This window comes from Pseudophaeobacter sp. EL27 (genome assembly GCF_900313025.1).
In the GTDB taxonomy this organism is placed as follows: Bacteria; Pseudomonadota; Alphaproteobacteria; order Rhodobacterales; family Rhodobacteraceae; genus Pseudophaeobacter.
The window spans coordinates 488,829-514,480 of sequence record NZ_OMPQ01000015.1 but is presented as its reverse complement, the minus strand read 5'-3'; the positions used below and the strand labels follow the sequence as shown (position 1 = coordinate 514,480).

Annotated in this window: 27 protein-coding genes and 1 other RNA gene; 17 read left to right on the top strand and 11 right to left on the bottom strand. The window is 58.8% G+C overall.

The window, feature by feature from the left end; genetic code table 11:
• Positions 1-31 precede the first annotated feature (31 nt).
• The 5 genes from ED661_RS20930 to ED661_RS20910 all read right to left on the bottom strand — a co-directional run bounded on the left by ED661_RS20930 (position 32) and on the right by ED661_RS20910 (position 5,733).
• Positions 32-1,216, bottom strand: coding sequence for an SPFH domain-containing protein (locus ED661_RS20930; protein ID WP_122076840.1), 1,185 nt, complete (start codon positions 1,214-1,216; stop codon positions 32-34).
• A 56-nt stretch (positions 1,217-1,272) separates the two neighbouring features.
• Positions 1,273-2,232 (bottom strand): DUF2927 domain-containing protein, encoded by a 960-nt coding sequence (locus ED661_RS20925; RefSeq protein WP_122076837.1) that lies wholly within the window; start codon positions 2,230-2,232, stop codon positions 1,273-1,275.
• On the bottom strand, positions 2,233-3,423 hold the full coding sequence (locus ED661_RS20920; RefSeq protein ID WP_122076834.1) for a toxic anion resistance protein: 1,191 nt from the start codon (positions 3,421-3,423) through the stop codon (positions 2,233-2,235). It lies immediately after the preceding gene.
• A 37-nt stretch (positions 3,424-3,460) separates the two neighbouring features.
• On the bottom strand, positions 3,461-4,390 hold the full coding sequence (locus ED661_RS20915; RefSeq protein ID WP_122076831.1) for a 5-bromo-4-chloroindolyl phosphate hydrolysis family protein: 930 nt from the start codon (positions 4,388-4,390) through the stop codon (positions 3,461-3,463).
• A gap of 173 nt (positions 4,391-4,563) precedes the next feature.
• On the bottom strand, positions 4,564-5,733 hold the full coding sequence (locus ED661_RS20910; RefSeq protein ID WP_122076829.1) for a pseudouridine synthase: 1,170 nt from the start codon (positions 5,731-5,733) through the stop codon (positions 4,564-4,566).
• A gap of 81 nt (positions 5,734-5,814) precedes the next feature.
• On the opposite strand from ED661_RS20910, the gene ED661_RS20905 reads away from it, so the two are divergent.
• Complete coding sequence (locus ED661_RS20905) at positions 5,815-6,261, top strand: nucleoside deaminase (protein ID WP_122076826.1); 447 nt, start codon at positions 5,815-5,817, stop codon at positions 6,259-6,261.
• A gap of 128 nt (positions 6,262-6,389) precedes the next feature.
• The gene (locus ED661_RS20900; protein ID WP_122076823.1) at positions 6,390-7,013 is read left to right on the top strand and encodes a DNA-3-methyladenine glycosylase I; all 624 of its coding nucleotides are present in this window, start codon (positions 6,390-6,392) and stop codon (positions 7,011-7,013) included.
• Positions 7,014-7,157: 144 nt separating this feature from the next.
• On the opposite strand, the gene ED661_RS20895 is transcribed toward ED661_RS20900, so the two are convergent.
• On the bottom strand, positions 7,158-7,850 hold the full coding sequence (locus ED661_RS20895; RefSeq protein WP_122076822.1) for a metal-dependent hydrolase: 693 nt from the start codon (positions 7,848-7,850) through the stop codon (positions 7,158-7,160).
• Between the two features lie 231 nt (positions 7,851-8,081).
• On the opposite strand from ED661_RS20895, the gene gatC reads away from it, so the two are divergent.
• The 7 genes from gatC (at position 8,082) to ED661_RS20860 (ending at position 13,281) form a co-directional block, all read left to right on the top strand.
• The gene (gene gatC, locus ED661_RS20890) at positions 8,082-8,369 is read left to right on the top strand and encodes an Asp-tRNA(Asn)/Glu-tRNA(Gln) amidotransferase subunit GatC (RefSeq protein WP_122077130.1); all 288 of its coding nucleotides are present in this window, start codon (positions 8,082-8,084) and stop codon (positions 8,367-8,369) included.
• 3 nt (positions 8,370-8,372) lie between these two features.
• Positions 8,373-9,860: an Asp-tRNA(Asn)/Glu-tRNA(Gln) amidotransferase subunit GatA gene (gatA, locus tag ED661_RS20885; protein WP_122076819.1), complete on the top strand. Its 1,488-nt coding sequence runs from the start codon at positions 8,373-8,375 to the stop codon at positions 9,858-9,860.
• A 39-nt stretch (positions 9,861-9,899) separates the two neighbouring features.
• Positions 9,900-10,685: a hypothetical protein gene (locus ED661_RS20880; protein ID WP_122076817.1), complete on the top strand. Its 786-nt coding sequence runs from the start codon at positions 9,900-9,902 to the stop codon at positions 10,683-10,685.
• Positions 10,685-11,413 (top strand): N-acetylmuramoyl-L-alanine amidase, encoded by a 729-nt coding sequence (locus tag ED661_RS20875; protein WP_122076814.1) that lies wholly within the window; start codon positions 10,685-10,687, stop codon positions 11,411-11,413. The genes ED661_RS20880 and ED661_RS20875 overlap by 1 nt, the downstream gene beginning before the upstream one ends.
• 175 nt (positions 11,414-11,588) lie before the next feature.
• An RNA gene (rnpB, locus tag ED661_RS20870) (RNase P RNA component class A) lies at positions 11,589-12,011 on the top strand.
• Positions 12,012-12,382: 371 nt separating this feature from the next.
• Positions 12,383-12,550: a 50S ribosomal protein L33 gene (rpmG, locus tag ED661_RS20865; RefSeq protein WP_008206879.1), complete on the top strand. Its 168-nt coding sequence runs from the start codon at positions 12,383-12,385 to the stop codon at positions 12,548-12,550.
• Positions 12,551-12,825: 275 nt separating this feature from the next.
• A complete protein-coding gene (locus tag ED661_RS20860) occupies positions 12,826-13,281 on the top strand; it encodes a hypothetical protein (RefSeq protein WP_162930213.1) in 456 nt (151 codons plus the stop codon).
• Positions 13,282-13,449: 168 nt separating this feature from the next.
• Here ED661_RS20860 and ED661_RS20855 read toward each other — a convergent pair whose 3' ends face one another.
• From ED661_RS20855 to ED661_RS20845, 3 genes are all read right to left on the bottom strand, one after another.
• On the bottom strand, positions 13,450-13,923 hold the full coding sequence (locus tag ED661_RS20855) for a GNAT family N-acetyltransferase (protein WP_122076808.1): 474 nt from the start codon (positions 13,921-13,923) through the stop codon (positions 13,450-13,452).
• A gap of 108 nt (positions 13,924-14,031) precedes the next feature.
• Positions 14,032-14,805, bottom strand: a complete 774-nt coding sequence (locus ED661_RS20850) for a Bax inhibitor-1/YccA family protein (protein ID WP_122076805.1) — start codon at positions 14,803-14,805, stop codon at positions 14,032-14,034.
• A 263-nt stretch (positions 14,806-15,068) separates the two neighbouring features.
• Positions 15,069-15,302 (bottom strand): DUF1127 domain-containing protein, encoded by a 234-nt coding sequence (locus ED661_RS20845; RefSeq protein WP_122076802.1) that lies wholly within the window; start codon positions 15,300-15,302, stop codon positions 15,069-15,071.
• Between the two features lie 124 nt (positions 15,303-15,426).
• On the opposite strand from ED661_RS20845, the gene ED661_RS20840 reads away from it, so the two are divergent.
• Positions 15,427-16,308, top strand: a complete 882-nt coding sequence (locus ED661_RS20840; protein WP_122076800.1) for a LysR family transcriptional regulator — start codon at positions 15,427-15,429, stop codon at positions 16,306-16,308.
• 157 nt (positions 16,309-16,465) lie between these two features.
• Here ED661_RS20840 and ED661_RS20835 read toward each other — a convergent pair whose 3' ends face one another.
• A complete protein-coding gene (locus ED661_RS20835; RefSeq protein ID WP_122076797.1) occupies positions 16,466-17,422 on the bottom strand; it encodes an NADPH:quinone oxidoreductase family protein in 957 nt (318 codons plus the stop codon).
• Between the two features lie 350 nt (positions 17,423-17,772).
• Between ED661_RS20835 and ED661_RS20830 the strand changes: the two genes are divergently transcribed.
• The 4 genes from ED661_RS20830 to ED661_RS20815 all read left to right on the top strand — a co-directional run bounded on the left by ED661_RS20830 (position 17,773) and on the right by ED661_RS20815 (position 21,206).
• A complete protein-coding gene (locus ED661_RS20830) occupies positions 17,773-18,141 on the top strand; it encodes a helix-turn-helix domain-containing protein (RefSeq protein WP_122076794.1) in 369 nt (122 codons plus the stop codon).
• 249 nt (positions 18,142-18,390) lie between these two features.
• Complete coding sequence (gene hisN / locus ED661_RS20825; RefSeq protein WP_122076791.1) at positions 18,391-19,185, top strand: histidinol-phosphatase; 795 nt, start codon at positions 18,391-18,393, stop codon at positions 19,183-19,185.
• Between the two features lie 226 nt (positions 19,186-19,411).
• Positions 19,412-20,752, top strand: coding sequence for an 8-oxoguanine deaminase (locus ED661_RS20820; protein ID WP_122076788.1), 1,341 nt, complete (start codon positions 19,412-19,414; stop codon positions 20,750-20,752).
• A 1-nt stretch (position 20,753) separates the two neighbouring features.
• A complete protein-coding gene (locus tag ED661_RS20815; protein ID WP_254054912.1) occupies positions 20,754-21,206 on the top strand; it encodes a CAP domain-containing protein in 453 nt (150 codons plus the stop codon).
• A 37-nt stretch (positions 21,207-21,243) separates the two neighbouring features.
• Here ED661_RS20815 and guaD read toward each other — a convergent pair whose 3' ends face one another.
• Positions 21,244-22,530, bottom strand: a complete 1,287-nt coding sequence (gene guaD, locus ED661_RS20810) for a guanine deaminase (RefSeq protein WP_122076785.1) — start codon at positions 22,528-22,530, stop codon at positions 21,244-21,246.
• A 137-nt stretch (positions 22,531-22,667) separates the two neighbouring features.
• On the opposite strand from guaD, the gene mgtE reads away from it, so the two are divergent.
• The 3 genes from mgtE to ED661_RS20795 all read left to right on the top strand — a co-directional run bounded on the left by mgtE (position 22,668) and on the right by ED661_RS20795 (position 25,593).
• Positions 22,668-24,059, top strand: coding sequence for a magnesium transporter (mgtE, locus tag ED661_RS20805; RefSeq protein ID WP_122076782.1), 1,392 nt, complete (start codon positions 22,668-22,670; stop codon positions 24,057-24,059).
• A 26-nt stretch (positions 24,060-24,085) separates the two neighbouring features.
• Positions 24,086-24,643: a 5-formyltetrahydrofolate cyclo-ligase gene (locus tag ED661_RS20800; protein ID WP_122076779.1), complete on the top strand. Its 558-nt coding sequence runs from the start codon at positions 24,086-24,088 to the stop codon at positions 24,641-24,643.
• Positions 24,644-24,774: 131 nt separating this feature from the next.
• Positions 24,775-25,593: a TIGR00282 family metallophosphoesterase gene (locus ED661_RS20795; RefSeq protein WP_122076777.1), complete on the top strand. Its 819-nt coding sequence runs from the start codon at positions 24,775-24,777 to the stop codon at positions 25,591-25,593.
• The last annotated feature ends 59 nt before the right edge of the window (positions 25,594-25,652 follow it).

Sequence of the window (25,652 nt, the reverse complement as noted above, 5' to 3'; positions counted from 1 at the left end):
TTGGAGTGCTCCCTCTTTGTCGTCGTCAATCTTACGGTGCTGGTGGTGGTGGCGGAGGGGGCAGAATTGTGAAGAGCTGGGCCAGTTCAGCAACATCTCCGGCCCGCATCCAGCCGTCCTGACCTGGGGTCCAGACATGGGTGTCGCGTTTCAAACTGCCTTCCTGCGCCATGCGCCCCAGACGAGCCTTGGAAAACGGTCCCGCCGTGGTGCCATTTTCTGCGGTATGCCAGACATGTTCCACCGGAGGCGGCGGTGGGGCAACGGGGGCGGCCTGCGGCGGTGCGGCCTGCGCTGCGGGCGCAGATGCAGCGGGGGCGGGACGGGCGCCCCAAGGCCCTGCGGCCTGGCCCGCTGCCTGGGGCTGCATCTGCTGCCCCATCTGCTGCGCCATCGCCATTCCCATCCCCATGCCAAGGCCGGCGCCCATACCGCTGTTGGGGGTTTGGGCTGCGGCGCCCATGGCCTCGGCGGCGGCAAACTGGGTGTAGCGGCCCAGGTCGCCAACGATGCCCATCTGAGTACGCTTGTCCATTGCCTGCTCCACGGCGGGGGGCAGTGAGATATTCTCGATATAAAGCTCGGGGATCGACAGGCCATATTCTGCCAGCGTTGGCGCGATCTCAGCCGCGACCAGTTTGCCCAGATCAGCGGTATTCGCCGCCATGTCCAGCACCGGAATGCCCGACCCGGCCACGGCACGGGAAAACTCCTGCACGATGATATTGCGGATCTGGAACGAGATCTCATCCATGGTGAATTCACCATCGGTGCCAACGATTTCGGTCAGGAAGCGTGCTGCATCGGTAACCCGGATCGTGTAGCTGCCAAAGGCGCGCAGGCGCACCGGACCAAATTCAGGATCCCGGCACATGATCGGATTTTTGGTGCCCCACTTCAGGTTGTTGAACCGGGTGGTGTCGACAAAATAGATCTCGGACTTGAAGGGCGACTGAAAGCCGTGATCCCAGTGCTGCAGGGTTGTCATCACCGGCATATTATTGGTTTCAAGCATATAAAGCCCGGGCGTGAAAACATCGGCCAGCTGCCCTTCATGCACAAAGACCGCCGCCTGACCCTCACGCACGGTCAGCTTGGCACCGTATTTGATCTCATGTGCCTCGCGTTCAAACCGCCAGACCATGGTGTCGCGGCTGTCATCGGTCCAGTGAATGACATCGATGAATTCGCCTTTGAGAAAGTCAAATATTCCCATGTTTCTGGTCCTTTTCTCTGGTCGTCTAAGTCAAAAAAATAGAAAGGGCTGCGCGCCTATAGCTGCTGCCCCATTACGTCGCGGGCGAGGATGCGAATGATGGGCCGGGCCTCTTCAGCGCTCATGCCGGTGCGCAGCCTGGGATCATAAAGCATCTTGAGCAGCAATTCGTCATGGCTGGTCAGATAGGCAAATTCATCGTCATCATTAAAGATCGAGGGCCGCGCGCGCGGGCTGTCGTTCAACAGGCCCAGGCCCTGTGCCACTTCTTCGTGGATGCAGCTGTCGCGCACCAGATCGGGGTGTTCGGCCCGAATGAGGGCAACGCCGCGGATGTAGTCAAAGGGGGCATTCTGCGGTCCGCCCGCCAGAACAAAACAATAGTGGGTGCGCGGCGGATTGACAAAGAGCTGCAGGTCACTGGCACTTAAATTGGGCAAAAGATCGCGCACTTTTTCAGCCACATAGGCCCGATCATCCGCGCTGGCAAAGATCACATGGAAGTTGCCCCGTTTGGGCGTGGTAGAGATATTGTGTCCAGTGATGCGGGACAGGCGCGCAGCATAGGCGCTCAACACGCCCTGATCCCGCAGGCGCTGTCCTTCGGGGACAGAGGGGCCAAAATCAGCCACTAGTTTTACCGGCCCTGACCAGCGGCTCAAACCACCGCTCAACCCACTGCCACTGCGCCCGGCATATTCGTTGTAAAAGGAAATTTCTTCAAAATGCTCTGCCAGATCATCGGCGTCAAAAGGCGTTTCGGGCCCGCCGCCGTCCGTGCGCAGCAATCCCCGGGTGAGCAGATCCTGCTGTAGAACCCGGTAATAATTGCGTAGTTCAGCGCTTTCGGCCGAAGGCGGGCGGTAGGCTGCCGGGATAATGTCTGGGCGTTGTTCCGGCACCAATGAGGTGCCGGGACTGCTGGGCAGGCAGGCGGTTAGGGCGACCCCGGCAAGGGTCGCCAGCACCAGAGGCCTTGCGGCCCGCAAAACTGTCCGTGCAGCCTGCTGCATCATTCAGCCGGGAACGGCGGTGCCGGCAGTGTCGCCAATACCGTCTTTGCGCGCCTTGGCAGCAGCCAGGGTGTCGCGCAGCTCGCTTTCCATCTTTTTCAGCTCTTCCTCGGCAGCGGCGCGACGGGCCTTGCCCTCATCGGCGATCTGCAGGCTTTCCTGAATGGTCCCAACCAGATCGGCATTGGCCTGTTTCACCGCCTCAATATCAAAGACACCGCGCTCCATTTCCTCGCGGATCATCTTGTTGCTCTGACGCAGGTTGGCGGCATTCGAGGTCAACAGCTCATTGGTGAGATCATTGGCAGAGCTCACCGCCTTTGCCGCCTCGGCGGAACGTTGGATGGTCACGGCCTGGGCCAGCTGGGTCTCCCAGAGCGGCACCGTGTTGACCAGGGTCGAGTTGATCTTGGTGACCAGGCTCTTGTCGTTTTCCTGCACCAAGCGGATTGAAGGCAGCGACTGCATGGTCACCTGGCGGGTGAGTTTGAGATCGTGTACCCGGCGTTCCAGGTCGTCCCGTGCGGCACGCAGATCGCGCAGCTCCTGCGCCTTCATGACCTGATCACCCTCGGGTGCGGCGGCAACGGCAGCGTCAAGCGCCGGGATGTCATTGGCATCCAGATCGGCCAGCTTGGCCTCACCGGCGGCAATATACAGCGCCAGCTCATCGTAGAAGTTCAGGGTCTTCTCGTAGAGCAAGTCCAGTGATTTGATGTCTTTCAGCAGGGTGTGCTCATGGCCCAGCAGATCATCGGTGATCTTGTCGATCTGGCTCTGGATGGTTTCAAACTTGGCGGTGAATTTGGCAAAAGGAGCCGCGCGGCCCAGCAGCCGTTCCCAGAAAGTAGGCTTGCGGCGCACGTCCAGTTCCGAGACGGAGAAGCCCCGAATGGTCGTAACAATGCCACGCAGCGAGTCGCCGGCCGGGCCCACATCCTTGTTGCGCACATCTGCCAGCATCGCCTGGCTTATGGTCTGCAACTCGGCCTGCGCGCCTGAGCCAAAGCGAATGATCGAATTGCTGTCGCCCATGTCGATCTCGCCGATGCGGGTGGTGATGGCAGCGCTGACCTCCGGCGTGGCGGCCTCCAGCGGCTGCACCTCTTCGACGGGTTCGGGCAGGGTATTGGCGGCGACGGCCATGACCTGGGCTTCGGCTTCGGCGGCTTGTTTTTGAATGGTCTCAGACATCTAAGGTTCCTTGCAAAAGAGGCAAAAAGGCAAATGGTTAGCTGCGGTCCAGATGGACGCCTTCACGCTGCAACCGATCGCGCAGCACGTCAATTTCAACGGTGAGGTCGGTGCGATCCTCAAGCAGCAGTTTGCGGGTGCGGGCGGCAAAGTTGTTTTCCAGATCACTCAACAGTGCGAGGTAATCTGCCCGTGCAGTCGCATCGCCACTGCGACTGTAGATATCGGCAAATTTCACCGTCGCGTCCTTGGCACCCTGCAAATAAACCGTGAGGTATTTGCGGGCCGCAGTCAGATCACGAGGGTCTTCTTCGACGGTGCGAAACAGCTCGCGGGCGACTGCCTGAAACTGTTCAACGCGTTCTTCCACTTCGCGGTCACGCGAGCGCATGGCGGCATCTGTCATGGAATCGAGGCTGAATTCGGCTTCCTCGACAGCGCGGGCCACCCGGTTTTGTTGAAAGTCATCAATTCCTTCGGTGCCCTTGTCCTGCAGCGGATCAAGCCCAAAGGCGGCCAGATGCAACCCACAGGTCGCAAGCCCATAGAGCAGAGCTGTCAGAATGTTTGGTTCTGCCTTCAGGGCGGCAAGCGCTGCCCCAATGCCGACCAAAAGGGCCGCGAGGATTTTCCGGGGCAGGGCGGGTTTGCGCGCCACCCGGCGCTCTTCAAAGGCCGCCGTGGCCCGCAGGCCTTCCCGCAACATATAGGCGCCACCAGTCCAGATTCCGGCAGCGATCATCCCCAGCGCCATGCCAGCGGCCTGATCTGTGACAGAGAGCAAAAGCAATAGCCCGCCGGGCACAAACATCAGGTTCGAGCGGACACCGACGGGATCGACCTTGGCATTTCGACTCACCGCATGGGCGCGGGGTGGTTGTGCTGCCCCGGCATCGCTCTCAGAGGCAGAGGTCGTCGTGCTTGTTTTGCCACGGGGGCTGAATTTGCCACCAAACTGTTTTGCCATGGCTTCAGCCTCCCACGATCACGCCGGTGCTGAGACCGAACATCAGGATCAACAAAGCGACAAAGGCAATTTTTTGCACGCGGGGTCCCCTCGCAAAGGAAAGTTTTCTTACGTTACCAAGAAACTAAGGGATGCGAAGGGCACTTGCTAGGGGGAAGTCTTGTGGAACCGCCTCAGCGGCGGGGATTTTTGCCGATAGGGCGTGGTTTTGAGCTGCCACCACGTGATGCGGGTTTGCCACCGCGCGCGTTGCCACCTGCGCTGCTTGGTTTGTCGCCATAGCCACCAGAACGGGCACCGGGCTTACCGGTCGGCCTGCCACCCGGTTTGCCCGTTGATCGGCCTGTTGGTCCATCAGCGGGTCTGCCTGTTGGCTTGCCCTTTGGTATGCCAAAGGTCATACCGTCTGATTTTGGAGCCGTTTTGGAGCTGGGTCTGCCACTAGGTTTCTGGCCCGGTTTTGCCCCTGGCCGTCCGCGTGTTGGCCGCGCGGGCGGTGTTTCTTCCATGTCCTCGGGTTCAAGCCCCAGCTGATCGCGCACAACACGTGGACGCAGTTCTTCCACTTCGCCAAGCTTCAGCGAGCCCAGCTGAAACGGACCATAGGACAGGCGCAGCAATCGGTTGACGTTAAAGCCGATGTCTTCCAGCGCGCGGCGGATCTCTCGGTTTTTGCCTTCGCGCAGCCCGATGGTCAGCCAGGCATTGGCGCCTTGCTGGCGATCCAGCGCCACGGTCATGGGTTGAAAACGTTCCCCCTCAATCACCATGCCTTTGCGCAGCGGCTCAAAATCTTCGTCCCGGGGGCGGCCATTGATACGCACACGGTAACGGCGCAGCCAGCCGGTCGAGGGCAGCTCAAGGCGTCTTTTGATGCCGCCATCATTGGTCAGCAGCAGCAGGCCTTCGGAGTTGAGGTCAAGACGGCCGACAGTCATCACCCGGGGCAGGTCTTCGGGCAGTTCATCAAAGATGGTGCGCCGCCCCTTTTCGTCGCTGTTGGAGGTCACCAGCCCTGTTGGCTTGTTGTACAGCCACAGCCTAGGCGCCTCGGCCTGGGGCAGGGGCTTGCCATCCACAATAATGCGGTCGCGATCCGTTACATTCAGCGCCGGGCTGTCGATTTTGACACCGTTCACCTTGACGCGGCCCTCGGCGATCATGCGTTCGGCTTCGCGGCGCGAGGCAACGCCAGCGCGCGACAGCACCTTGGCGATGCGGTCCCCTGTGGGGGCGCTGTCACCTTTGGGTGCGGCGGCGGGGGCCGGCTTGGCGGCAGATTTGGCGGAGGCCTGGGCCCGTGTGGGGGCTTTGCCTTTGGGGGATCCGGGTGCTTTGCTCATGGATCTGGGACATAGAGCATTCCTGTGGCTTGCGAAAGCTCCCATTCCGGGGCAGGAAAGCCTTGGGAGGACAAAGCCGCTATGTTCAAATCGCATATGGATGCCGCGCTAGCGGAGGCGCGCGCGGCAGCGGCGCGGGGCGAAGTGCCTGTGGGCGCTGTTTTGGTGGATCCTGAGGGGGCTATCGTTGCCCGTGCCGGCAACCGCACTCGCGAGCTGTCCGATCCCACGGCCCATGCCGAAATCCTAGTGCTGCGACAGGCCTGTGCTGCCGGAAAGACAGAGCGATTGCAGGGGTTTGATCTCTATGTGACGCTGGAGCCCTGCGCTATGTGTGCCGCGGCCATCGCAGCCGCCCGCATCCGGCGGGTCTATTACGGAGCCTCGGATCCGAAATCCGGCGGTGTGGCCCATGGTGCCTGTGTCTTCTCGCACCCTCAGGCGCATCACGCGCCAGAGGTCTATGAGGGGATCGCTGAGGTAGACGCGGCGGAACTCCTGCGGGAGTTTTTCTCGCAGCGGCGGTGAAGTGTGACGGAATTCCTGAGCTCGTTCTTGGGGGTAGTCTTGGACGGTGCCAAACTGCCATGATGCTATGCAGGCAAAGTGGCGAGAGCTAAGCTTGGCTTTGAGGCGCAAGCAAAAGGAAATGCAGGGTGAGCAAGTTAATCGACGGACAGGATGGCCGACCGCGCTGCGCCTGGAGTGCTTCGGCACCGGAGTTTGATGCCTATCATGACAGCGAGTGGGGCTATCCCGTGGGCGATGACATCCGCTTGTTTGAAAAGCTCTGTCTTGAAAGTTTCCAGTCAGGCCTCAGCTGGCGTACAATTTTGTCCAAACGCGAAAATTTCCGCGCCGCATTCTGTGGCTTTGACTGGAACAGGGTTGCGGAATTTGACGCGGCAGATGTGGAATGTCTGTTGCAGGATGCCGGCATCATTCGGCATCGCGGCAAGATCGAAGCGACAATAAACAATGCGCGCCGTGCCCAGGAAATGGTGGCCGAGTTTGGCTCGCTGGCAGCTTTTTTCTGGCGTTTTGAGCCGGATCCGGCAACGCGTCCGGAGCCACAAACACAAACCACAAGCGCTGAGTCGGTGGCATTGTCCAAGGCATTGAAAAAGCGCGGGTGGAAATTTGTCGGCCCGACCACTGCCTTTGCCTTCATGCAGGCCATGGGTCTGGTCAATGATCACGCAAGGGGCTGTATTTGCCGGGAAAAGGCCGATGCAGCCCGGGCTCGGTTCCAGCCACCCGCCACAACGCCCGGGGCTTGACGCCACCGCGCCGGGCCAAAGGCCCGGCGCTGGGCCCAACGGGAGCGATCTGCCCAGCAGATCCGGCGACGGGCGGGAGCTCCGCCCTGTCTTTCTTATCCGATCTTGTTTGAGAGCAGACCCCTTTTTCAGACCGGGCCGGTCTCAGATCTCGATGGCCTGCATCACCACTGGCTCGATGACCTCTACATCTGGCAGTGCTTTGACCAGTTGTTCTGCCGATTGCTCCAGAATTGGGAACGATTTGTAGTGGCAGGGGATGAGGGTCTTGAAATTGAAGTAGCGTTTCGCCGCATAGGCGGTTTGCTTCATGTCCATGGTAAAGTGACCGCCAGCGCTGATGATGCCAACCTCGGGCTGGAAGTAATCCCCCATCCATTCCATGTCTGCCATCAGGCCAGTGTCCCCTGAGATATAGAGGGTCTTGCCTTCACTCATCAGCATATAGCCCACTTCCGACCCGCTGGCGCGCAGCCCGTCCTCGGTGGTGAAGGTGGAACTATGCGAGGCCGGCACCATCGCCAGCTTTGGCCCGCCCAGATCGACAGTTCCGCCTTTGTTGAAACCGATGGTGGTGATCTCTTCGCTTTCGCCCCAATAGCCCATCAAATCATATTGGCCAACGACAGGAATATTGCGCGACTTGGCCAGCGGCAGCACATCCACCACATGATCAAAATGCGTATGGGTCAGGACAATATGGCTGGCGCCCGCGAGGGCGGCGTCATGCTGATCCTCGCCCAGAGTCGGATTGCCGGTAAGCCAGGGGTCTATCAGTAGTACCTGACCCTCTGTCTCGATGCGAAAACTGCCATGACCCAGCCAAATAATTTTCATCACTCTAACTCCTCTTGGAAATACCTGTTTACCCGAAGGGGAGCCTATCAGCGCTGCAGCAGTTTGGTAGCCTGCAGGAGCAGAAATTTGAGTTTATCCTGAATGGAGAAACACCTCTGGGCATTTGAAAGCCGCAGAGCGGGTGCAAATCGGGCAGAAACACCGCGCGCAGGCTTGCAGCTGAGCCGTCACCCCGGTAAATGCCAGACTGAACACGAGATGAGGGTTTCCATGTCGATTGACCAAAACACCGCCGCCAAAGTGGCCAAACTGGCCCGGATCAAGGTTGAAGACGAGGCGCTGCCAGCCCTGGCCGCCGAATTCAACACCATCCTGGACTTCATCGAGCAGCTGAATGAAGTGGATGTCGAAGGGGTCGATCCTATGACCTCGGTCACCCCGCAGCGACTCAAGCGGCGCGAAGATGTGGTCACGGATGGCAATCAGGCGGACAAGGTCCTGTCCAATGCGCCGGATGCCCGTGAAGGCTTTTTTGCCGTCCCCAAAGTGATGGAGTAAGAGATGAGCGATCTGAACAAACTGGGTCTGGCAGAGGCCCGTGATGCGCTCCGCAAGGGTGAAACCACCTCCGTTGAGCTGACTGAGGCCTGCCTTGGCGCCATCGACAAGGCGGATGTGCTCAACGCCTTTGTGCATAAAACACCGGAAATCGCGCTGGAACGCGCCGCCGCGGCAGATGCGCGCCTCAAGCAGGGCGATGCCCCTGCCATGTGTGGCCTTCCTGTCGGGATCAAGGATCTCTTTTGCACCAAGGGGGTTGCCAGCCAGGCCGGGTCCAAAATCCTTGAAGGCTTTGTGCCGGAATATGAATCCACAGTATCGCAGCAGCTGGCCGACAATGGCGCGGTGATGCTGGGCAAGCTGAACATGGATGAATTTGCCATGGGCTCGTCGAACGAGACCTCGACCTATGGCAATGCGGTCAGCCCCTGGCGCCGTGAAAACGAAGACACTCCGCTGACACCCGGCGGCTCCTCCGGTGGCTCGGCTGCGGCTGTTGCAGCTGATCTCTGCCTGGCGGCCACTGGCACCGATACCGGCGGTTCCATCCGCCAGCCAGCCGCCTTTACCGGCACTGTTGGCATCAAACCCACCTATGGGCGCTGCTCGCGCTGGGGCGTTGTCGCCTTTGCCTCCTCGCTGGATCAGGCCGGGCCGATGACCAAATCGGTACGCGATGCCGCTATCATGCTCGAAGCGATGGCGGGGCATGACCCCAAAGACAGCACCAGTGCCGATCTGGCAGTGCCAAATTTTGAGGCCATGCTGACCGGTGACATTCGCGGCAAAAAGATTGGTATTCCCAAGGAATACCATATGGAAGGCATGCCCGCCGAGATCGAAAAGCTCTGGTCTGAAGGCACCGCGATGCTGAAAGCCGCGGGCGCCGAGATCGTTGATATCTCGCTGCCCCACACCAAATACGCCCTGCCAGCCTACTATGTGATTGCCCCGGCTGAGGCCTCCTCCAACCTGGCGCGTTATGATGGTGTGCGCTACGGCAACCGGGCCACGCTGGAAGCGGGTGACGGCATCACCGAGATGTATGAAAAGACCCGTGCTCAAGGGTTCGGTGACGAGGTCAAGCGCCGCGTCATGGTTGGCACCTATGTGCTCTCGGCTGGTTTTTATGACGCCTATTACAACCGTGCCCGCCGGGTGCGCAGCCTGATCAAGAAAGACTTTGAAAACGTCTTTGCCGCGGGTGTCGATGCAATCTTGACACCAGCCACCCCTTCGGCGGCCTTTGGTCTGGGAGAGATGTCGGATGCGGATCCGGTAGCGATGTATCTGCTGGATGTCTTTACCGTCACCGTGAACCTTGCAGGCCTGCCGGGCATTGCCCTGCCAGCGGGTCTGGATAGCCAGGGATTGCCGCTCGGATTACAGCTGATTGGCCGTCCTTGGGAGGAGGGTGATCTGCTCAATACCGCCTATGCGCTGGAGCAATCCACAGGATTTGTGGCAAAGCCTGGCAAATGGTGGTAAGGATCTCCTCAAAGAAGAGCAGATAAACAGGTAGTTCTCATGCGTGTCGTCGTTACACTTGCTGCCCTTGGCGGTATTCTGGCCCTTGCGGCATGTAGCCCTCGGGTACCTGATAGTGCCGCCGGTGTTGGCATAGATGGCGACCCCTTTGCCCCGCCGCCTGCGGCGGGGACCACGATCAATGGTGATCCTCTGGTGCCGCCGGTGCGGATCTCCAGCGAGAGCCTGCCTCTGGCCAATACTCCCTTGCCAACTGCGCCGCGCAGCGCTGCCAGCAGTAGCACGGCTTCGAGCTATGGCGGCAGCACGGCTGCATCCGATATCGCCGCCGAAACCCGCGCTGCCCTACAGGCTGCAGGGGGGAACTCCGGACAGGCGCCACTGGAAGCCAGCCCTTCCAACCCGGCACCTGCCCTGATCGGCAACCCCGGTATCTCGGACGAGAACAGTTTTGACGCCGTGGCCGCGCGCCAAACGATCGAAAGCGACGCCGAGCGCCTGGCCAATCAGCGTTCGCAATATCAGCAGGTCGCGCCCACTGCTTTGCCCAGCCAGACAGGCAGCCGAGACCCCAATATCGTCAAATATGCCCTCAGCACTTCTCACCCGGTCGGCACCAAGATTCACAGCCGGGCCGGAATCAATCTGCGTTCGCGTTCGGCGCGCAATTGTGCCGGGTTTCAATCTCCTGATCAGGCTCAGATCGCTTTTCTCAAGGCAGGTGGCCCTAAACGGGACCGCCAGGCGCTTGATCCGGACGGGGACGGCTATGCCTGCAGTTGGGATCCCAGCCCCTACCGATTGGCTGTGCGCGGCAATTCCTGATGACGGGGCCGGGGGCAGGTTTTGGCGCGGCTGATCCGGTTGCGTCCTTAAAGCCCCTGTGGTGCCCCAGCCCCAATCAAGGGGCGCGGCGGGACGGGCTGGGGCCCAGCTTGGTTGTTCTGCACTATACGGCCATGCAAAGCGCCGAGGCGGCCCTGGAACGCCTCTGTGATCCTGCCACGGAAGTCTCGGCTCATTACTTGATCGGTAGCGATGGACGGCTCTGGCAGATGGTGGCCGAGAGCCAACGTGCTTGGCACGCTGGTGCAGGAGAATGGTTTGGGAAGGATGATATCAACTCGCGCTCCATTGGGATTGAGTTGGACAATACCGGCGGGCATCCGTTTTCCGAACCTCAGATGGCAGTACTGGAAGTGCTAATTGGTCAGATCCTGAACCGTTGGGCGATTCCACCAGAAGGGGTGATCGGACATTCCGATATGGCGCCAGGGCGGAAGACAGACCCCGGCCCGCGCTTTGATTGGACGCGGCTTGCCTGTCAGGGATTGGCCCGGGCAGTTCCGCCAGCCTCCTGTTCCAGCCTGCTTGACCCTGAGATCTCGCTTGGTGTTCTGCTCCGCCGCTACGCACATGATTTGGGCTATTCCGCACCTGTGGATGAGGCGACTCTCTTATCAGCCCTGCGCTTGAGATATCGTCCCTGGGCTCAAGGGCCATTGGTCGCGGAAGATCTTGCCCCATTGGCGCAATCGGATTTCTGGGGGTGAGACAGATGCGAGGCTCCGCCTCGCGCTCCGGGGACATTTTCGTCCAAATGAAGCAGTGCCTCTTTTAATTTGTCGGGAAGTATCCCGGGGGGAATTGGCCGTAGGCCAAGAGGGGCAGAGCCCCTATTCGCTTACAGCTTGACGTGCCGTGCTAGGAGGAATAGGCGGGCGGGGCGCAGAAGGCTGGACGGCCGCGCTGAAGGCAGGCCCTTCGCGAGGAAAGTCCGGACTCCCTAAAGTAACGGTGCCGGGTAACGCCCGGGCGGGGTGACCCGACGGATAGCGCCACAGAAACAAACCGCCATGCCGCGGGTGCCTTTGGGCAAACGGTTCCGGTGTGGTAAGGGTGAAAGGGTGGGGTAAGAGCCCACCGCGCCGCTGGCAACAGGGGTGGCAAGGCAAGCCCCACCGGGAGCAATGCCAAATAGGGTCCCCGCGCGGGCAGGTCGGCAGTCGCCGAAACCGCCGCTAGGCTTGCTTTAGCCAAGAGGGACCGGGTTGGCAGCTAGAGGTGCATAGCAATATGCACCGCAGAGGAATGGTCGTCCAAGGGGCGCAAGCTCTGGGACAAAATCCGGCTTACAGGCCTTCTGCGCGTTTTTCCAAACTCCTAATGACACAAGGCCCATGCAGTTTTGTGCTACTCAAAAGGGGCAGTCCGAAGCTCATTTGCGTCTCCTCAGTTGGGTGCTGTCGAGCGCGAGACCGGAAGGCGCCGGTTGAGGTAGGGTTGGCTGTTGCCTGTGAATCTGGAAATCAGACAGTATAAATTTAATAACGTGGATGTGCTGGATGTCTGGGGGCATCTCTTGTTTTGGGGCAGGGATATGCAGAAAGCAGCGCGGGATCGACGAATTACAAGGCAAGCAGTGGGAATCCTATTGACTTGGGGGCTGGGCAGGGTACAAGCCACGCTCGTATAGGAATTTACCGAGAGGCCCCTGCCTTTTCGGACGCAGGAGAAGCACCATGGCGAAGCCTACCACAATCAAGATCCGCCTGAACTCGACCGCGGGCACTGGCCACTTCTACGTGACCAAAAAGAACGCACGCACCATGACCGAAAAAATGGTTATCCGTAAGTATGACCCGGTTGTGCGTAAGCATGTCGAGTACAAAGAAGGCAAAATCAAGTAAACCTTCCTTGTTCTTTCAAGGTTCTAAGGGTCACGCAACGCGTGGCCCTTTTGCGTTTGAGGTATTGCGGGCCGCTGCCCAAGGCCATCTGCGAGTATCGCAGAGCAATAAGCTGGTGGAGAGAGCTTGCTTTTTTTGGCACTGGCTTTCTATATGCCTCGTCCGGAAGATCCCTAAAATTCAATTGGAATGAATGGAAAAAGCGAATTATTATCAAAACTTTAAGGCCATTTTTTGCCCCATTCATTCGCTAATCATTTGGCCAGGATTGGTGAGTGGAAGGTATTGTTATGGTGAAGAGTGTGATGTTTGGCGCCGCATTGATCTTTGCGGCTGGCCCTGGGCCGTTGCCGGTTTCAGAGAATGTAGTTCCCTTGCCAATGGAGATTGCTGTCTCTGAGGTGGGAGAGGCGAGGCCCCAGACTGTCGCTATGTCTGCTGCAGCACAAACCAACCAAGCTGTTGAACTGGTTGCCCCTGGTAGCCAGAAGCGCGTGGTACAGGTTCTGGGGCGGTCTTTGTCTTTGTCTCTGATGCGGGCGGATCGCATGGGATTGGCCGTCCTCAGTGTGCCAAAGCGCAGTGTCATATCCAGCCTGCCGGTGCTGGAGCTTGATGCTTTTCGCAACCTCGTGGCGGAGGAATCGGGCTGTCGACCAGTCGGGCAGGTTCAGGTGGTTGGCAGTAGAGGCGGCACTCTGGCGTTGGCAACCGGGCTGTCCTGTAGTTAAGGCAATCGGCAGGAACGACTCTGGGTTCCGCCTTTCTGCGGTGGGAAAGAGGTGGCCAGCAAACCTTGCGGATCAGCCGCAGAATCTTCCCAGAACAAGCATTCTTGCGCCGCATGCAGCTGTGGCAAGAAAGGCGTTGTAGAAATCAGTACTGCGAAAACTGTACCCCTAGGTGCGCCACTCAGCCATTGTCATGACTGGTTGCAGTCCAAGGCTTTGAAACAGCCCTGCTGAGGCGGTATTGAAGGGCGCGTAAGTGGTGGCGATGGTGTTGATACTCTGGGATTTAGCCCGGTGTTTGACCGCGTTCAGCAAGGCCAGGCCGACGCCCATACGTCGAAAGGCAGCAGCCGTGGCAACATGGTGCACCATTACGCGGGTCTCTTCAAAACGCACCGGCAGCGGTGGGCGGTGCTCAATCCCAAAGATGACATAGCCCAATAGAGCCCCCTGTGGGCTCTCGGCGATGAGTGCTGTGATGGCCTCTTCCTGTAGCCAGTCCTGCAACCACTGTCCCAGCGCCGCGTCAGAGGGCGCTGCGGGGTGGCGGGCAGGTTGATGAGTGACATGCAGGTCATGCAGGTCTTGCAAGAGCGGGATGAGGCGCGCAGCCTCACTCGGCGGCAGGTCCAGAATTTTCATGTGTTGTCCTGTGTCTGAATAAATGTGTGAAATGGTACTGATAAACAAAGAAGGGGCGGATCTTAGTGATCCGCCCCTCGCTTAAAGTCTTGGTTTGTCAGCTATTGCTTATTCTTGCTGACCCATGAACATAAGGAGGAACTGGAACATATTCAGGAAGCTGATGTAGAGGCTCAGCGCGCCGTCATAGGCGGCTTTGTCCAGCCATTCCTGATTGCCCTGGGTGGCCATGGCGACATAGGTGGCCTTGATGTCCTGGGTGTAAAAAGCTGTGAGACCGGCAAAGATCAGAACGCCAATGGCCGAGATGGCCATCATCATGACGCCGGACTGCAGGAACATATTGACGACCATGGCCACCAGCAGGCCAATCACGCCCATCATCAGGAAGGTGCCCATGCCGCTCAGATCGCGTTTGGTGGTATAGCCCCAGAGCGACAGACCCGCAAAGGCAATCGCGGTCACCAGGAATGTCTGGGTGATCGAATAGGGGGTGTAGATCATGAAGACAGTGCCCATGGACACGCCCATCACAGCAGCAAATGCGAGGAAGCCCAACTGAACAGCCGAAGCACTGCCGCGACGCATCAGGCTACCCCAGCCAAAGAGGATGAAGGCCAGTGGCGCGAACATCAGCGCATATTTCACCGGTGACACATAGAGCGTGTAGCCGAGATCGGTCAGATAACGGTCTGCGCCGATCTGATATTCGGTGGGCGAAGATGTGATCGACAGGTTGGCGATGGCCCATGCGGCCAGAGCTGTGATCAGCAGGCCTACGGACATTGTGCCGTAGACTTTGTTCATATGGGCGCGCAGCCCTGCATCGATCTCTGCGGCACGCGCGCCTGCAGCGGATCTCATTGTATCAAACTGTGCCATGTATCATGGTCTCCGTTCCAAAAACTCCCTCGCCGACCCTGGTTTGCGAGGGGCAGACCAAGTGGCGTTCCCGCTAAATATCGGATTTCTTGGGCTAGCGTTCAAGTCTCTATGCCAAGAAACCCGTTAAAAACGTAAAAAGACCTGCCTCAATTATGGGGCAGGTCTTTTAAGTGGCGTCAATTGTTGCCCAAGGCGAAACGGATTGGTCTGATGTATGCCCGGCCGCCTGAGAGAGAGGCGCGTTTTGACGGCTCAATCGTTTAGTCTTTCCAGCTTTCGGGTGCGTCCCAGATAGAGCGGCCTGCCTCGTGCAGGGCGTCGCGGCGGCTGATGCCGATATCTTCCAGGGTGCGGGCGTCCAGAGTTTTCAGATGGCGACGCTGGCGCAGCAGCTCCAGGCGCTTGGTCACAAAGGACAGCAGGCTGAAACGGGCACGGGGCTTGGCGCAGGGGAGTGCATGGGCGGAGTGGCAGGTGTTTACGCTATAGGTCATCTTCTTTGTCCTTTCATTAGATTTTGATATTTCTTCGGGTCTGCATCATTTCTGTTGATGTATATGCAGGCTTATGATCTATTTTAAAAGCGAATGTTATTGATGAAACACATCAGGAGTCGTGATGGCACGTAATTTGGATATCACCACGCTACGGTCTTTTGTTGCTGTGGCGGATTATGGCGGCGTAACGCGGGCTGCCGGTTTTTTGCATCTGACCCAGTCGGCGGTCTCGATGCAGCTCAAGCGGTTGGAAGAGCTCTTGGGGCTGGCTTTGCTGGACCGATCAGGGCGCACTATCGCCCTAACACCTTCAGGAGAGCAGCTGCTGGGCTATGCCCGGCGCATGGTTGCCTTGAACGATGAAGTCATCGGGCGGCTGACGGATCAGGCCTTTGAGGGCGAAGTGGTGCTGGGGGTGCCGCATGATGTGGTCTATCCGGTCATCCCGCAGGTGCTGCAGCGCTTTAATGCCAGCTTCCCGCGGGTGAATGTCAATCTGGTGACCTCCAATACCCGCGATCTGAAAGCAGGGTTTGCCAAGGGCACCTATGATCTCATCCTGACCACGGAAAGCAGTGCAAGCGAAGGCGGGGAGGCCATCCATGAGATGCCTCTGCGCTGGGTCGGCGCGCCAAATGGCTCTGCCTGGCGGCAAAGCCCGTTGCGGCTAGGGTTTTGCAGGTCCTGTATCTTCCGTCCTGTTGCTACTGCTAAGCTGGATCAGGTTGGGCGTGAGTGGGATATGGCAGTGGACAGCGAGTCTGACCGGACAGTTGAGGCCACCATCAGCGCCGATCTGGCGGTTGGCGTCCTGCTGGAGGGAACGATCCCCGATCATCAGGAAGCTATTGATCACGGCGGCCTGCTGCCCGATCTGCCCAAACAGCACATCAATCTCTATGGGGCGGACAGCGTGCGGGCCAGTTTTGTCGAAGACCTGGCCCGGATCATCCGGCAGGGCTATGCGGCTTTGCGCCCGGCTCCGCTGCGCGTCGCGGGTTAATCGGTTCTAACAGCAACTCACATTGCTATGCCAGCAAGCGGAGAAGGACAGTAGGAGAGAACAATACCATAAAGGGGCAGCATGGTGCTGCCCCTTTGTTGTTCTGCGCAGATTTTAGTTTGGGTCTGATGGAGATGTCACCGGGGACAGAGAGGCATCAGGGCGTGATCACCACTTTTCCTGTTGAGGCCCGGCTGCGCAGCAGCTCCATGCCTTCTTCGACTCGTTCTAGAGGCAGCACATGGCTGATATGGGGGGAGATGCGTCCGGTGCCATGCCACTCCATCAGGGTTTTTAGCGAGTGCTGGATCACCTCGGGGTGGGACTTCATATAGCCACCGATATAAAAACCGATCACGGTGAGGTTTTTGACCAGCAGATGATTGGCCGGGATCTGCGGCACCTCACCGCTGGCAAAGCCTATTGGCAGCAGCCGCCCACCCGGGTTGGTGGAGCGGAAGGCTGCCGTCCAGACATCTCCGCCGATTGCATCATAAACCACATCGGCACCGCCTAGCGATTTCACCACGCTGCGCAGGTCATCCTCGGCATCAATCAGGTGATCCGCACCCGCCGCCTGAGCCACCGCCAGTTTTCCCGCTCCACGTGCATGGGCGATGACACGGGCCCCCATCAGCTTGCCGATTTCAACCGCTGTCAACCCGACGCCACCTGCTGCGCCGGTGACCAGTAACGTCTCTCCTGGCTGGAGGCGGGCGCAGTGGTCCAGGGCGACGTGACTGGTGCCATAGGCGATCTGCAAAGACGCGGCATCTTCAAAACTCATGCTGTCGGGGATGGTCACAACGCGGGTGACATTAAAGACCCCTTCCTGTGCCAGGCCGCCCTGGCCGCCAAACACCGCAACCCGGTCACCTGGGGTCAGCCCCGTCACCGCGGATCCGCATTCTGTTACCTCCCCGGCGGCTTCCAGCCCCGGGGTGAAAGGGGGCGTAGGGGTGTCTTGGTATGTGCCTTTTTGCAATAACAAATCTGCGAAGTTGAGCCCGCAGGCCCGGATCCTGATTTTAACTTCATGCGGCGCAGGGGAGGGGCTGGCGATTTCTTCCAGAACGGGAGGGGCGTCAAATGAGGTGATACGATAGGCCAGCATATTCTTGTCCGTCTTTCTTTCCGTAGGCGGGTGATTCGCTCTTGAGCGAACGACTGAATGTCGATTTTTGCACCTCACTATTTATGGGGAGGCATAAATAGGTATCCTAAAGCATATATGATACCACCAAAATGATAGGTGAAATCATACATTTGCCTCATTGCGAGCATCTGGGCGAGGTGTCAGGCTTGTATTCAACTGCGAAGGTCTTACTGTTGGGGCTGAGGTTGAGCTCTGATCGTGATGGTTGAGTGTCTCATTGGTGGCAGGGTAGTGAACCCTATTCTGCTGCGATTGAAATGCGAAGCTATATCCGGGCAGGGACTTATTGTTTAACTAGGAGATAGCGGATGGCTCATCCTGTAGATGTTCACGTAGGCAAACGCATTCGTCACCGTCGGTGGCTGATTGGAAAAACGCAGCAGCAGCTGGCGGAACAGGTTGGGATCAAATTCCAACAGATCCAGAAATACGAAACTGGCGCAAATCGCGTCAGCGCATCACGGCTTTGGGATATTTCCGATGCCATGGATGTGCCAGTCAGCTTCTTCTTTGAAGGGCTGGATGAGGACGCCAAGGCAGGCGGAAAATCGGCTGTGCCTGACGATCTGATGGGTGACAAAGAAGCCCTGGATCTGGTGCGCTCTTATTATGCGATCCCGGAAAACCAGCGTCGGCGCCTGTTTGAACTGGCCCGCGTGCTGAGCGACGTTGCCTAAGCAACACTTGCTGATCATCCTGACCTGATGTTCTGTGAATAAGATGATGCTGAGAGTGAGCTTAGGGCGATTGCGTCTGTGGTGAAATAGCTGAGCGGAGTTTTAGAGCTGAGAGCAAGGTCGATGCACTATTTTGCTTGAACCGGCGCTACGAGAGTGGCACCGGTTTTTGCATGGTTGATTTGGTAGCTGTTTCACCTGGCTAGCAAAACTCGGAGTATTGCAGGTGAAGCTATTTCAGGTGGGTAGATGACACAGACAGATCTGAGCGACATGCAGGTTGCGCATAAATTGGCTGATGCTGCGGGGCAGGTGATCTTGCCGTATTTTCGCAGTCGAGATCTTGGTGCAGAGAACAAGCTCAGCGAAGGGTTTGACCCGGTGACCGTTGCAGATCGGGCAGCAGAAGAAGCAATGCGGACTGTGCTTGCCGAGCTGCGGCCAAAGGATGGCGTTTTGGGCGAGGAGTTTCCGCCAAAGGCCGGCACCTCTGGGCGCACCTGGGTGCTGGATCCGATTGATGGCACTCGTGGCTTTATCAGTGGTACCCCGACCTGGGGTGTTTTGATTGCCTTGTCCGAAGGCGAAGGGCCAATTCTGGGGGTGATTGATCAGCCCTATACTGGTGAGCGGTTTTCGGGCGGTGCAGAGTTGGCCGAAATGACCGGACCTTTGGGCCGCAGAGGATTGCAGACCCGCGCAACTCAGGGGTTGGGGGAAGCCATTCTTTTTTCCACTTTTCCAGAAGTCGGCACCGAAGAGGAGCGGGCAGCTTTTGAGCGGGTGGCAGCTGAGGTCAAACTGACGCGCTATGGGATGGATTGCTACGCCTATGCCCTGCTGGCGGCGGGGCAGATTGATCTGGTGATTGAAGCGGGGCTCAACGCCTATGACATTCAAGCCCCGATTGCGGTCATCGAGGCGGCTGGTGGTCTTGTCACTGATTGGCAGGGGGGGGCCGTCCATGAGGGCGGGCGTGCTCTGGCTGCGGCCTCGCCGGAATTACACGCGGCAGCGCTGCAACTGCTGAACTGGCAGTACTAAAGCGGGCATTGGGGGGGATGGGGCTCTGCCCCCGCGGCCCTAGGGCCGCTCCCCCGGAATATTTTGAAAAAGGTGATAAGGCGGGGCTGCGCTTCGTTGTCGGGTTTCGACTTGAGATTTTCACCTGTTTTGGGATAGTTATCTATCAGGTCGAGTCCTTTGCCCGTTCTCTGTCGGCCTGATTGCACCTCCATGCACCGAGGCGGGCCTAAATGGAGTGTGCTTTATGGGCGAAACCCTCATTCAAAATGCCGATACCATCCTGACAATGGACGATGCTGATCAGGTTTTTCAGAATGCCGATCTATTGATCCGCGACGGCAAGATTGCTGCAGTTGGGCAGGGTCTTGTGACCTCGGGTGAAGTTCTGCGCGGCGAGGGCTGCGTCGTGACGCCGGGTTTGGTGAATACCCATCACCATCTTTATCAGAACCTGACTCGCGCCGTGCCCGGTGCCCAGGACGCGCTGCTTTTTGGCTGGCTGCAGCGGCTCTACCCAATTTGGAGCCGATTTGGCCCGGAAGAGATGTTTGTCTCAGCACAGCTGGGATTGGTGGAGCTGGCGTTGTCTGGCTGTACCTTGAGCTCGGATCATCTGTATCTTTATCCTAATGGTGCACGACTGGAGGATACCATCCATGCCGCTGCCGAGGTGGGGCTGCGGTTTCATCCAACCCGTGGAGCCATGAGTATTGGTGAGAGCAAGGGTGGCCTGCCGCCGGATCATCTGGTGGAAGAGGAAGCGGCCATTTTGCAGGATATGATCCGGGTGGTCGATGGATTTCATGATGCATCAGAGGGTGCCATGTGCCGGGTGGGGCTGGCGCCTTGTTCGCCTTTCTCGGTCAGCCGGGAATTGATGCGTGACACCGCGATTCTGGCCCGCGACAAGGGGGTGATGCTGCATACACATCTGGCTGAAAACGAAGAGGATATTGCCTACTCAGAGGCGCAGTTCGGGTGCCGTCCGGGACAATATGCCGAGGATCTGGGCTGGACGGGGCCGGATGTCTGGCACGCCCATTGTGTCAAGCTGAACCCGGCTGAAATTGATCTCTTTGCCCGCAGCCGTACTGGCGTGGCGCATTGCCCCTGTTCCAATTGCCGCCTGGGTTCTGGTATTGCGCCAGTGCGTCAGATGCGGGATGCCGGCGTGCCGGTCGGGTTGGGAGTTGATGGATCTGCCAGCAACGATATGGCTGATCTGATGGGCGAGGCGCGCCAGACAATGCTGTTGCAGCGGGTGATGCAGGGGGCAGATGCCATGAGCCCCTATGAGGCGCTGCAGATAGCCACGCGGGGGGGCGCCGATGTGCTGGGGCGTCCGGATTGTGGCCGGTTGGCTGTGGGCAAGCGCGCTGATGTGGCGATCTGGGATGTCTCTGGGGTTGCCTCTAGCGGCAGCTGGGATCCGGCTGCGCTGTTGCTGGCGGGACCGTCACGAGTGAAAGATCTGTTTGTAGAAGGCCGACAGGTGATCAAGGGCGGTGAGGTCACGACGCTGGATCTGCCGCACCTGTTGGAGCGTCATCATCGCTTGGCGCAGGCTTTGATGTTGGCGAGCTGATATGAAGCTGTTTTTGAAACCAGTGATCTGCCTGGCGCTCTGCATGTCTGTCTGTACAGGGGCAGGGTTTGCAAAAGAGGTCGATCGCCAGCAGGCATTGCTTGGTTTGAATGAGTTGCGGGCCCAGCATGGCTTGGCACCACTTGGCTGGTCGGACAAGCTGGAAAAGGCAGCGCGGCGCCATGCAAAGGATATGCATCGGCGGGGTTTCTTTTCACATCAGGGCAGCAATGGCAGCCGCGTTGGGGACCGGGTTCGCAAGCTTGGCTACCGCTGGTGTGCGGTCGCCGAAAACATTGCCAAGGGGCAGCCGAGCCTGCCTACGGTGATGAGCAGTTGGCGGGGCTCACCTGGGCACCGCAAGAATCTGCTGCATGGGCAGGTGAGTGAATTTGCCCTGGTCCGCGCCGAGGGCAATATCTGGGTGATGGTATTGGCGCGCCCAGGCTGCTGAGGCTGAGGCGCGCTGTTTGGTCGAACTCCGGGTGCGACTACTGGCGTTTGCCGTTGATCCAAACCTCGGATATGGCGCGGTCATCGCCCATCATCAAGGTCGGGAAAACCGCTTCCCACAGATCATTGGCACCCGCACTGCGCTGGGCGATGGCGGGGGTCGAGGACAGGTCCAGAACCACCAGGTCCGCCTCCATGCCGGTGGCGATATTGCCGATCTTATCCTCCATGCGCAGCGCGGTGGCCGAGCCCTGGGTGGCCAGCCAGATCAGCTCTGCAGCATGCAGTGGGCGGCCCCGCAATTGGCCGATCTCATAGGCGGCGGCCATGGTGCGCAGCATGGAAAAGCTGGAGCCACCGCCGGTATCCGTGGCCAGGCCGATCCGCTGGCCCTCAGCCATCAGGCCGGCCATGTCAAAGAGACCAGAGCCGATGAAGGTGTTTGAAGTTGGGCAGTGCACCAGGGCGGCGCCGTATTCGCGCAGGCGGTGGCGCTCGCGTTCTTCCAGATGGATCGCGTGGCCATAGAGCCCACGAGCGCCGAGCAGGCCAAACTCCTCATAGGTGTCCAGATAATCGCGCGCCTGCGGGAAGAGGAATTTCACCCATTCGATCTCATCAAGCTGTTCACTCAGGTGGGTTTGCATCAGGCATTCGGGATGTTCTGCCCAAAGCGCCCCCATGGCCTCGAGCTGCTCGGGGGTGGAGGTTGGCGAAAAACGGGGGGTGATGGCATATTCCAACCGGTCAACCCCGTGCCAGCGCTGGATCAGTGCCTTGCTGTCATCATAGGCGGATTGCGCCGTATCCTGCAGCCCGTCCGGGGCGTTGCGATCCATGCAGGTCTTGCCGGTGACCACCCGTTGACCGCGTGCCTGAGCGGCGGTGAAAAAGGCATCGACGCTTTCGGGGTGGATGGTGGCAAAGCTGCAAACCGTAGTGGTGCCATTGGCGCGGGTCAGGTCCAGATAGCGCTCAGAGATTTCCTGCGCATAGGCAGCATCGCCAAAGCGCATTTCTTCGGGGAAGGTATAGCTGTTCAACCAATCGATCAGCCGCTTGCCCCAACTGGCGATAATCGCGGTCTGTGGATAATGTACATGGGCGTCAACAAAGCCTGCCAGGATCAGCTTGGCGCCGTGATCAATCACCTCGGCTTCGGGCTGTAGCGCCTGCATCTCTTCAAATGTGCCGCAGCCGGTAATGCGGCCCTGTGCCAGGGCCACCGCAGCAGAGATCTGCACGGCCCCTTCGGGCGAGGATTCTGCAAAGGGAGATGCAGTGAAGGACAGTACATGTCCGCGCAGGATGAATTCGCTCTGCATTTTTGGACCTACCTTTTCTTGCCAAATCGCAGCCCACAGGATACGCGCGCCAACAGTTCCGGTAAATTATCTCATTGTCATTGTTTTCTGGTAACTGCTTCTAGTAATTTGCATCCAATCTTAGCAAAGGGCAGCACATGAGCACAGGCAACGATACCCGCCAAGATGATCAGCCAGTAGACGAAGGCTATGATCTCGACAGGCGGCTCGTTGCACGTATCTTATTTGCAGTGGATCGTGGTGAACAGCAGATCCTGGGAAACCTGCTGGAAAAACTCCACGCGGCGGATATTGCTGACCTTCTGGAACAGATCAACAGCCATGACCGGACCCGGTTGATCAAGTTGTATGGGCGCGAGTTTGACGGCGAAATCCTCTCGGAACTGGATGACAGCATCCGCGAAGAGGTGATTGCAACGCTGAACCCAAGCGTTCTGGCCGATGCGGTGCGTGAGCTGGAAACCGACGATGTTGTGGATCTGGTCGAAGACCTGGAAGAGCCACAGCAAGAGGCCATTCTGGACGCGTTGGAGGATTCTGACCGGGTCGCGGTTGAGCAATCGCTGAGCTACCCGGAAAACTCCGCGGGGCGCCTGATGCAGCGTGAAGTGGTGATGGCCCCGGAGCATTGGAATGTTGGCCAGGCCATTGACTATATGCGCGAGTCCGAGGATCTGCCGGAACAGTTCTACCATATGGTCCTGGTGGATCCGCGCCTGCGCCCCATTGGCAATGTGACCTTGGGCAGGATCATGGGCACCAAACGTGAGGTGCCGCTTACTGATTTGCTGGAGGAGACCTTTCAGGTCATTCCCGCCGATCAGGACGAGGAAGATGTGGCCTATGCCTTTAATCAGTATCACCTGATTTCCGCGCCGGTGGTGGATGGTGACGGGCGATTGGCCGGGGTGATCACCATTGATGATGCCATGGTGGTCCTGGATGAGGAACACGAAGAAGATATCCTGCGCTTGGCAGGGGTTGGCGAGGAAAGCTCGCTTGCGGACCGGGTGATTGAAACCACCAAACGGCGCTTCCCCTGGCTGGCGGTCAATCTGGTTACGGCAGTTCTGGCCTCGCTGGTGATTGCCCAGTTTGAGGCGACGATCGCGCAGTTTGTGGCTCTGGCGGTCCTGATGCCGATTGTGGCCTCCATGGGGGGTAATGCGGGTACTCAGTCCCTGACCGTTGCGGTACGGGCGATGGCAACCCGCGATTTGACCGGGGCCAATGTCTGGCGGGTGATCCGGCGGGAAGTTCTGGTGGGGCTGGTCAATGGGGTGATCTTTGCCATCGTCATGGGCATTGTGGGGGTGATCTGGTTTGGCTCGCCGAGCTTGGGTGCGGTGATTGCTGCCGCAATGGTGATCAATCTTGTCGTCGCCGGGCTCGCCGGAACGGTGATCCCTGTTCTACTAGAGAAGGTAGGCGTGGACCCGGCCCTGGCCTCTGGTGCCTTTGTGACAACGGTCACGGATGTGGTTGGGTTCTTTGCCTTCCTGGGCCTGGCGGCCTGGGCGCTGTTATAGGCCTGGATTTTCCGGAGGAGAAAAAGATGAGCGATCTGACCGAGATTAAGGCTGCAGCCCGCAAGGCTGCCTTTGCCCGGCGCAAAGAGGCCTTTGATCGCAATATTCCAGGTGCGGCCGGGCATCTTTCCGAAGTACTGGCGGGCTATCGCGGTGTGCCGCTTTCCGGCTTTATGCCCATTCGAACCGAGATCGACCCGCTGCCCGCCATGGCAGAGGCCGCCGCCCATGGGCTGGTTGCTGTGCCTTTCATTCAGGGCAGGGACATGCCGCTCAAATTCAGCCGCTGGCAGCCGGATGGCCCCATGCGGGAGGGCCCCTTTGGTGCCGCAGTCCCCGAGGTGGATGACTATTTTGAGCCCGAAATCCTGATCGTGCCTCTGGTTGCCTTTGACGCACAGGGCGGGCGGCTTGGCTATGGCGGCGGCTTTTATGACCGGACCCTGGAGCTGTTGCGGACCAAGCGTCCGACACTGGCTATCGGCTTTGCCTTTGAGGCACAGCAAGCCGAAAACCTGCCGCTGGAAGAGACTGACCAGCCCCTGGATATGTTGGTTACGGAAAGCCGCGTTCTGCAGTTTTAACAGTTCCAGAAGCGGGAAAGCCGACCTAACTCTGGTTTCGCGGGGTCAGAATGCGGCGGGAGGGCCAAAAACTGGCCGCAGACGGGCGCGGGGCTCTTGTCCTGCTGGTCTGTGCGGCCTAGGACAGCTACATGCGAATTTTGTTTCTAGGCGATGTGATGGGCCGCGCCGGGCGCCGCGCTATCACCGAAAACCTGCCGCGGCTGCGTCAGGAATGGCGGCTCGACTTTGTCGTGGTCAATGGGGAAAATGCCTCCAATGGCATGGGGCTGAGCGGGGCACATGCCAAGCTGCTGCTTGATGCCGGGGCGGACTGTCTTACCTTGGGCGATCACGCCTTTGATCAAAAGGACATGTTGCAGTTCATCGAAAAAGAGCCGCGCATTATCCGGCCTTTGAACTTTGCCAAAGGCGCACCTGGGCGGGGATATCGCCTGTTTGAAGCAACAGGCGGGCGCAAGGTTCTGGTGACACAGGCGCTGGGCCAGGTCTTTATGAAGCGGGCCTTTGATGATCCTTTTGGTGCGGTCGAAGCAGTGCTGAAATCGCATCCGCGTGGCGGCTTGGCGCAGGCTGTCATTGTTGACATGCACTGCGAGGCCACCTCAGAGAAAATGGCGATGGGGCATTTCTGCAATGGCCGTGCCTCGTTGGTGGTGGGGACGCATACCCATGTGCCCACGGGCGATGCGCAGATCCTGTCCAATGGCACCGGCTATCTGACTGATGCTGGCATGTGCGGTGACTATAACTCGGTGATTGGCATGGAAAAATCCGAACCCATGCGCCGGTTCCTGACAGGAATGCCCAAAAGCCGCTTTACCCCGGCCGAAGGCGAAGCAACCCTGTCCGGCGCGCTGGTGGTGACGGATGATCGCAGCGGCGAAGCCAAAGAGATCCATATGGTGCGCAATGGTGGCTTGCTGCAACAATCCGGCCCGCAAAGCTGATTGAGGATGGCTTGGTTTGAAGGAAGAAATTCTCTCAAATCCCAGAGATTGTTGCATAA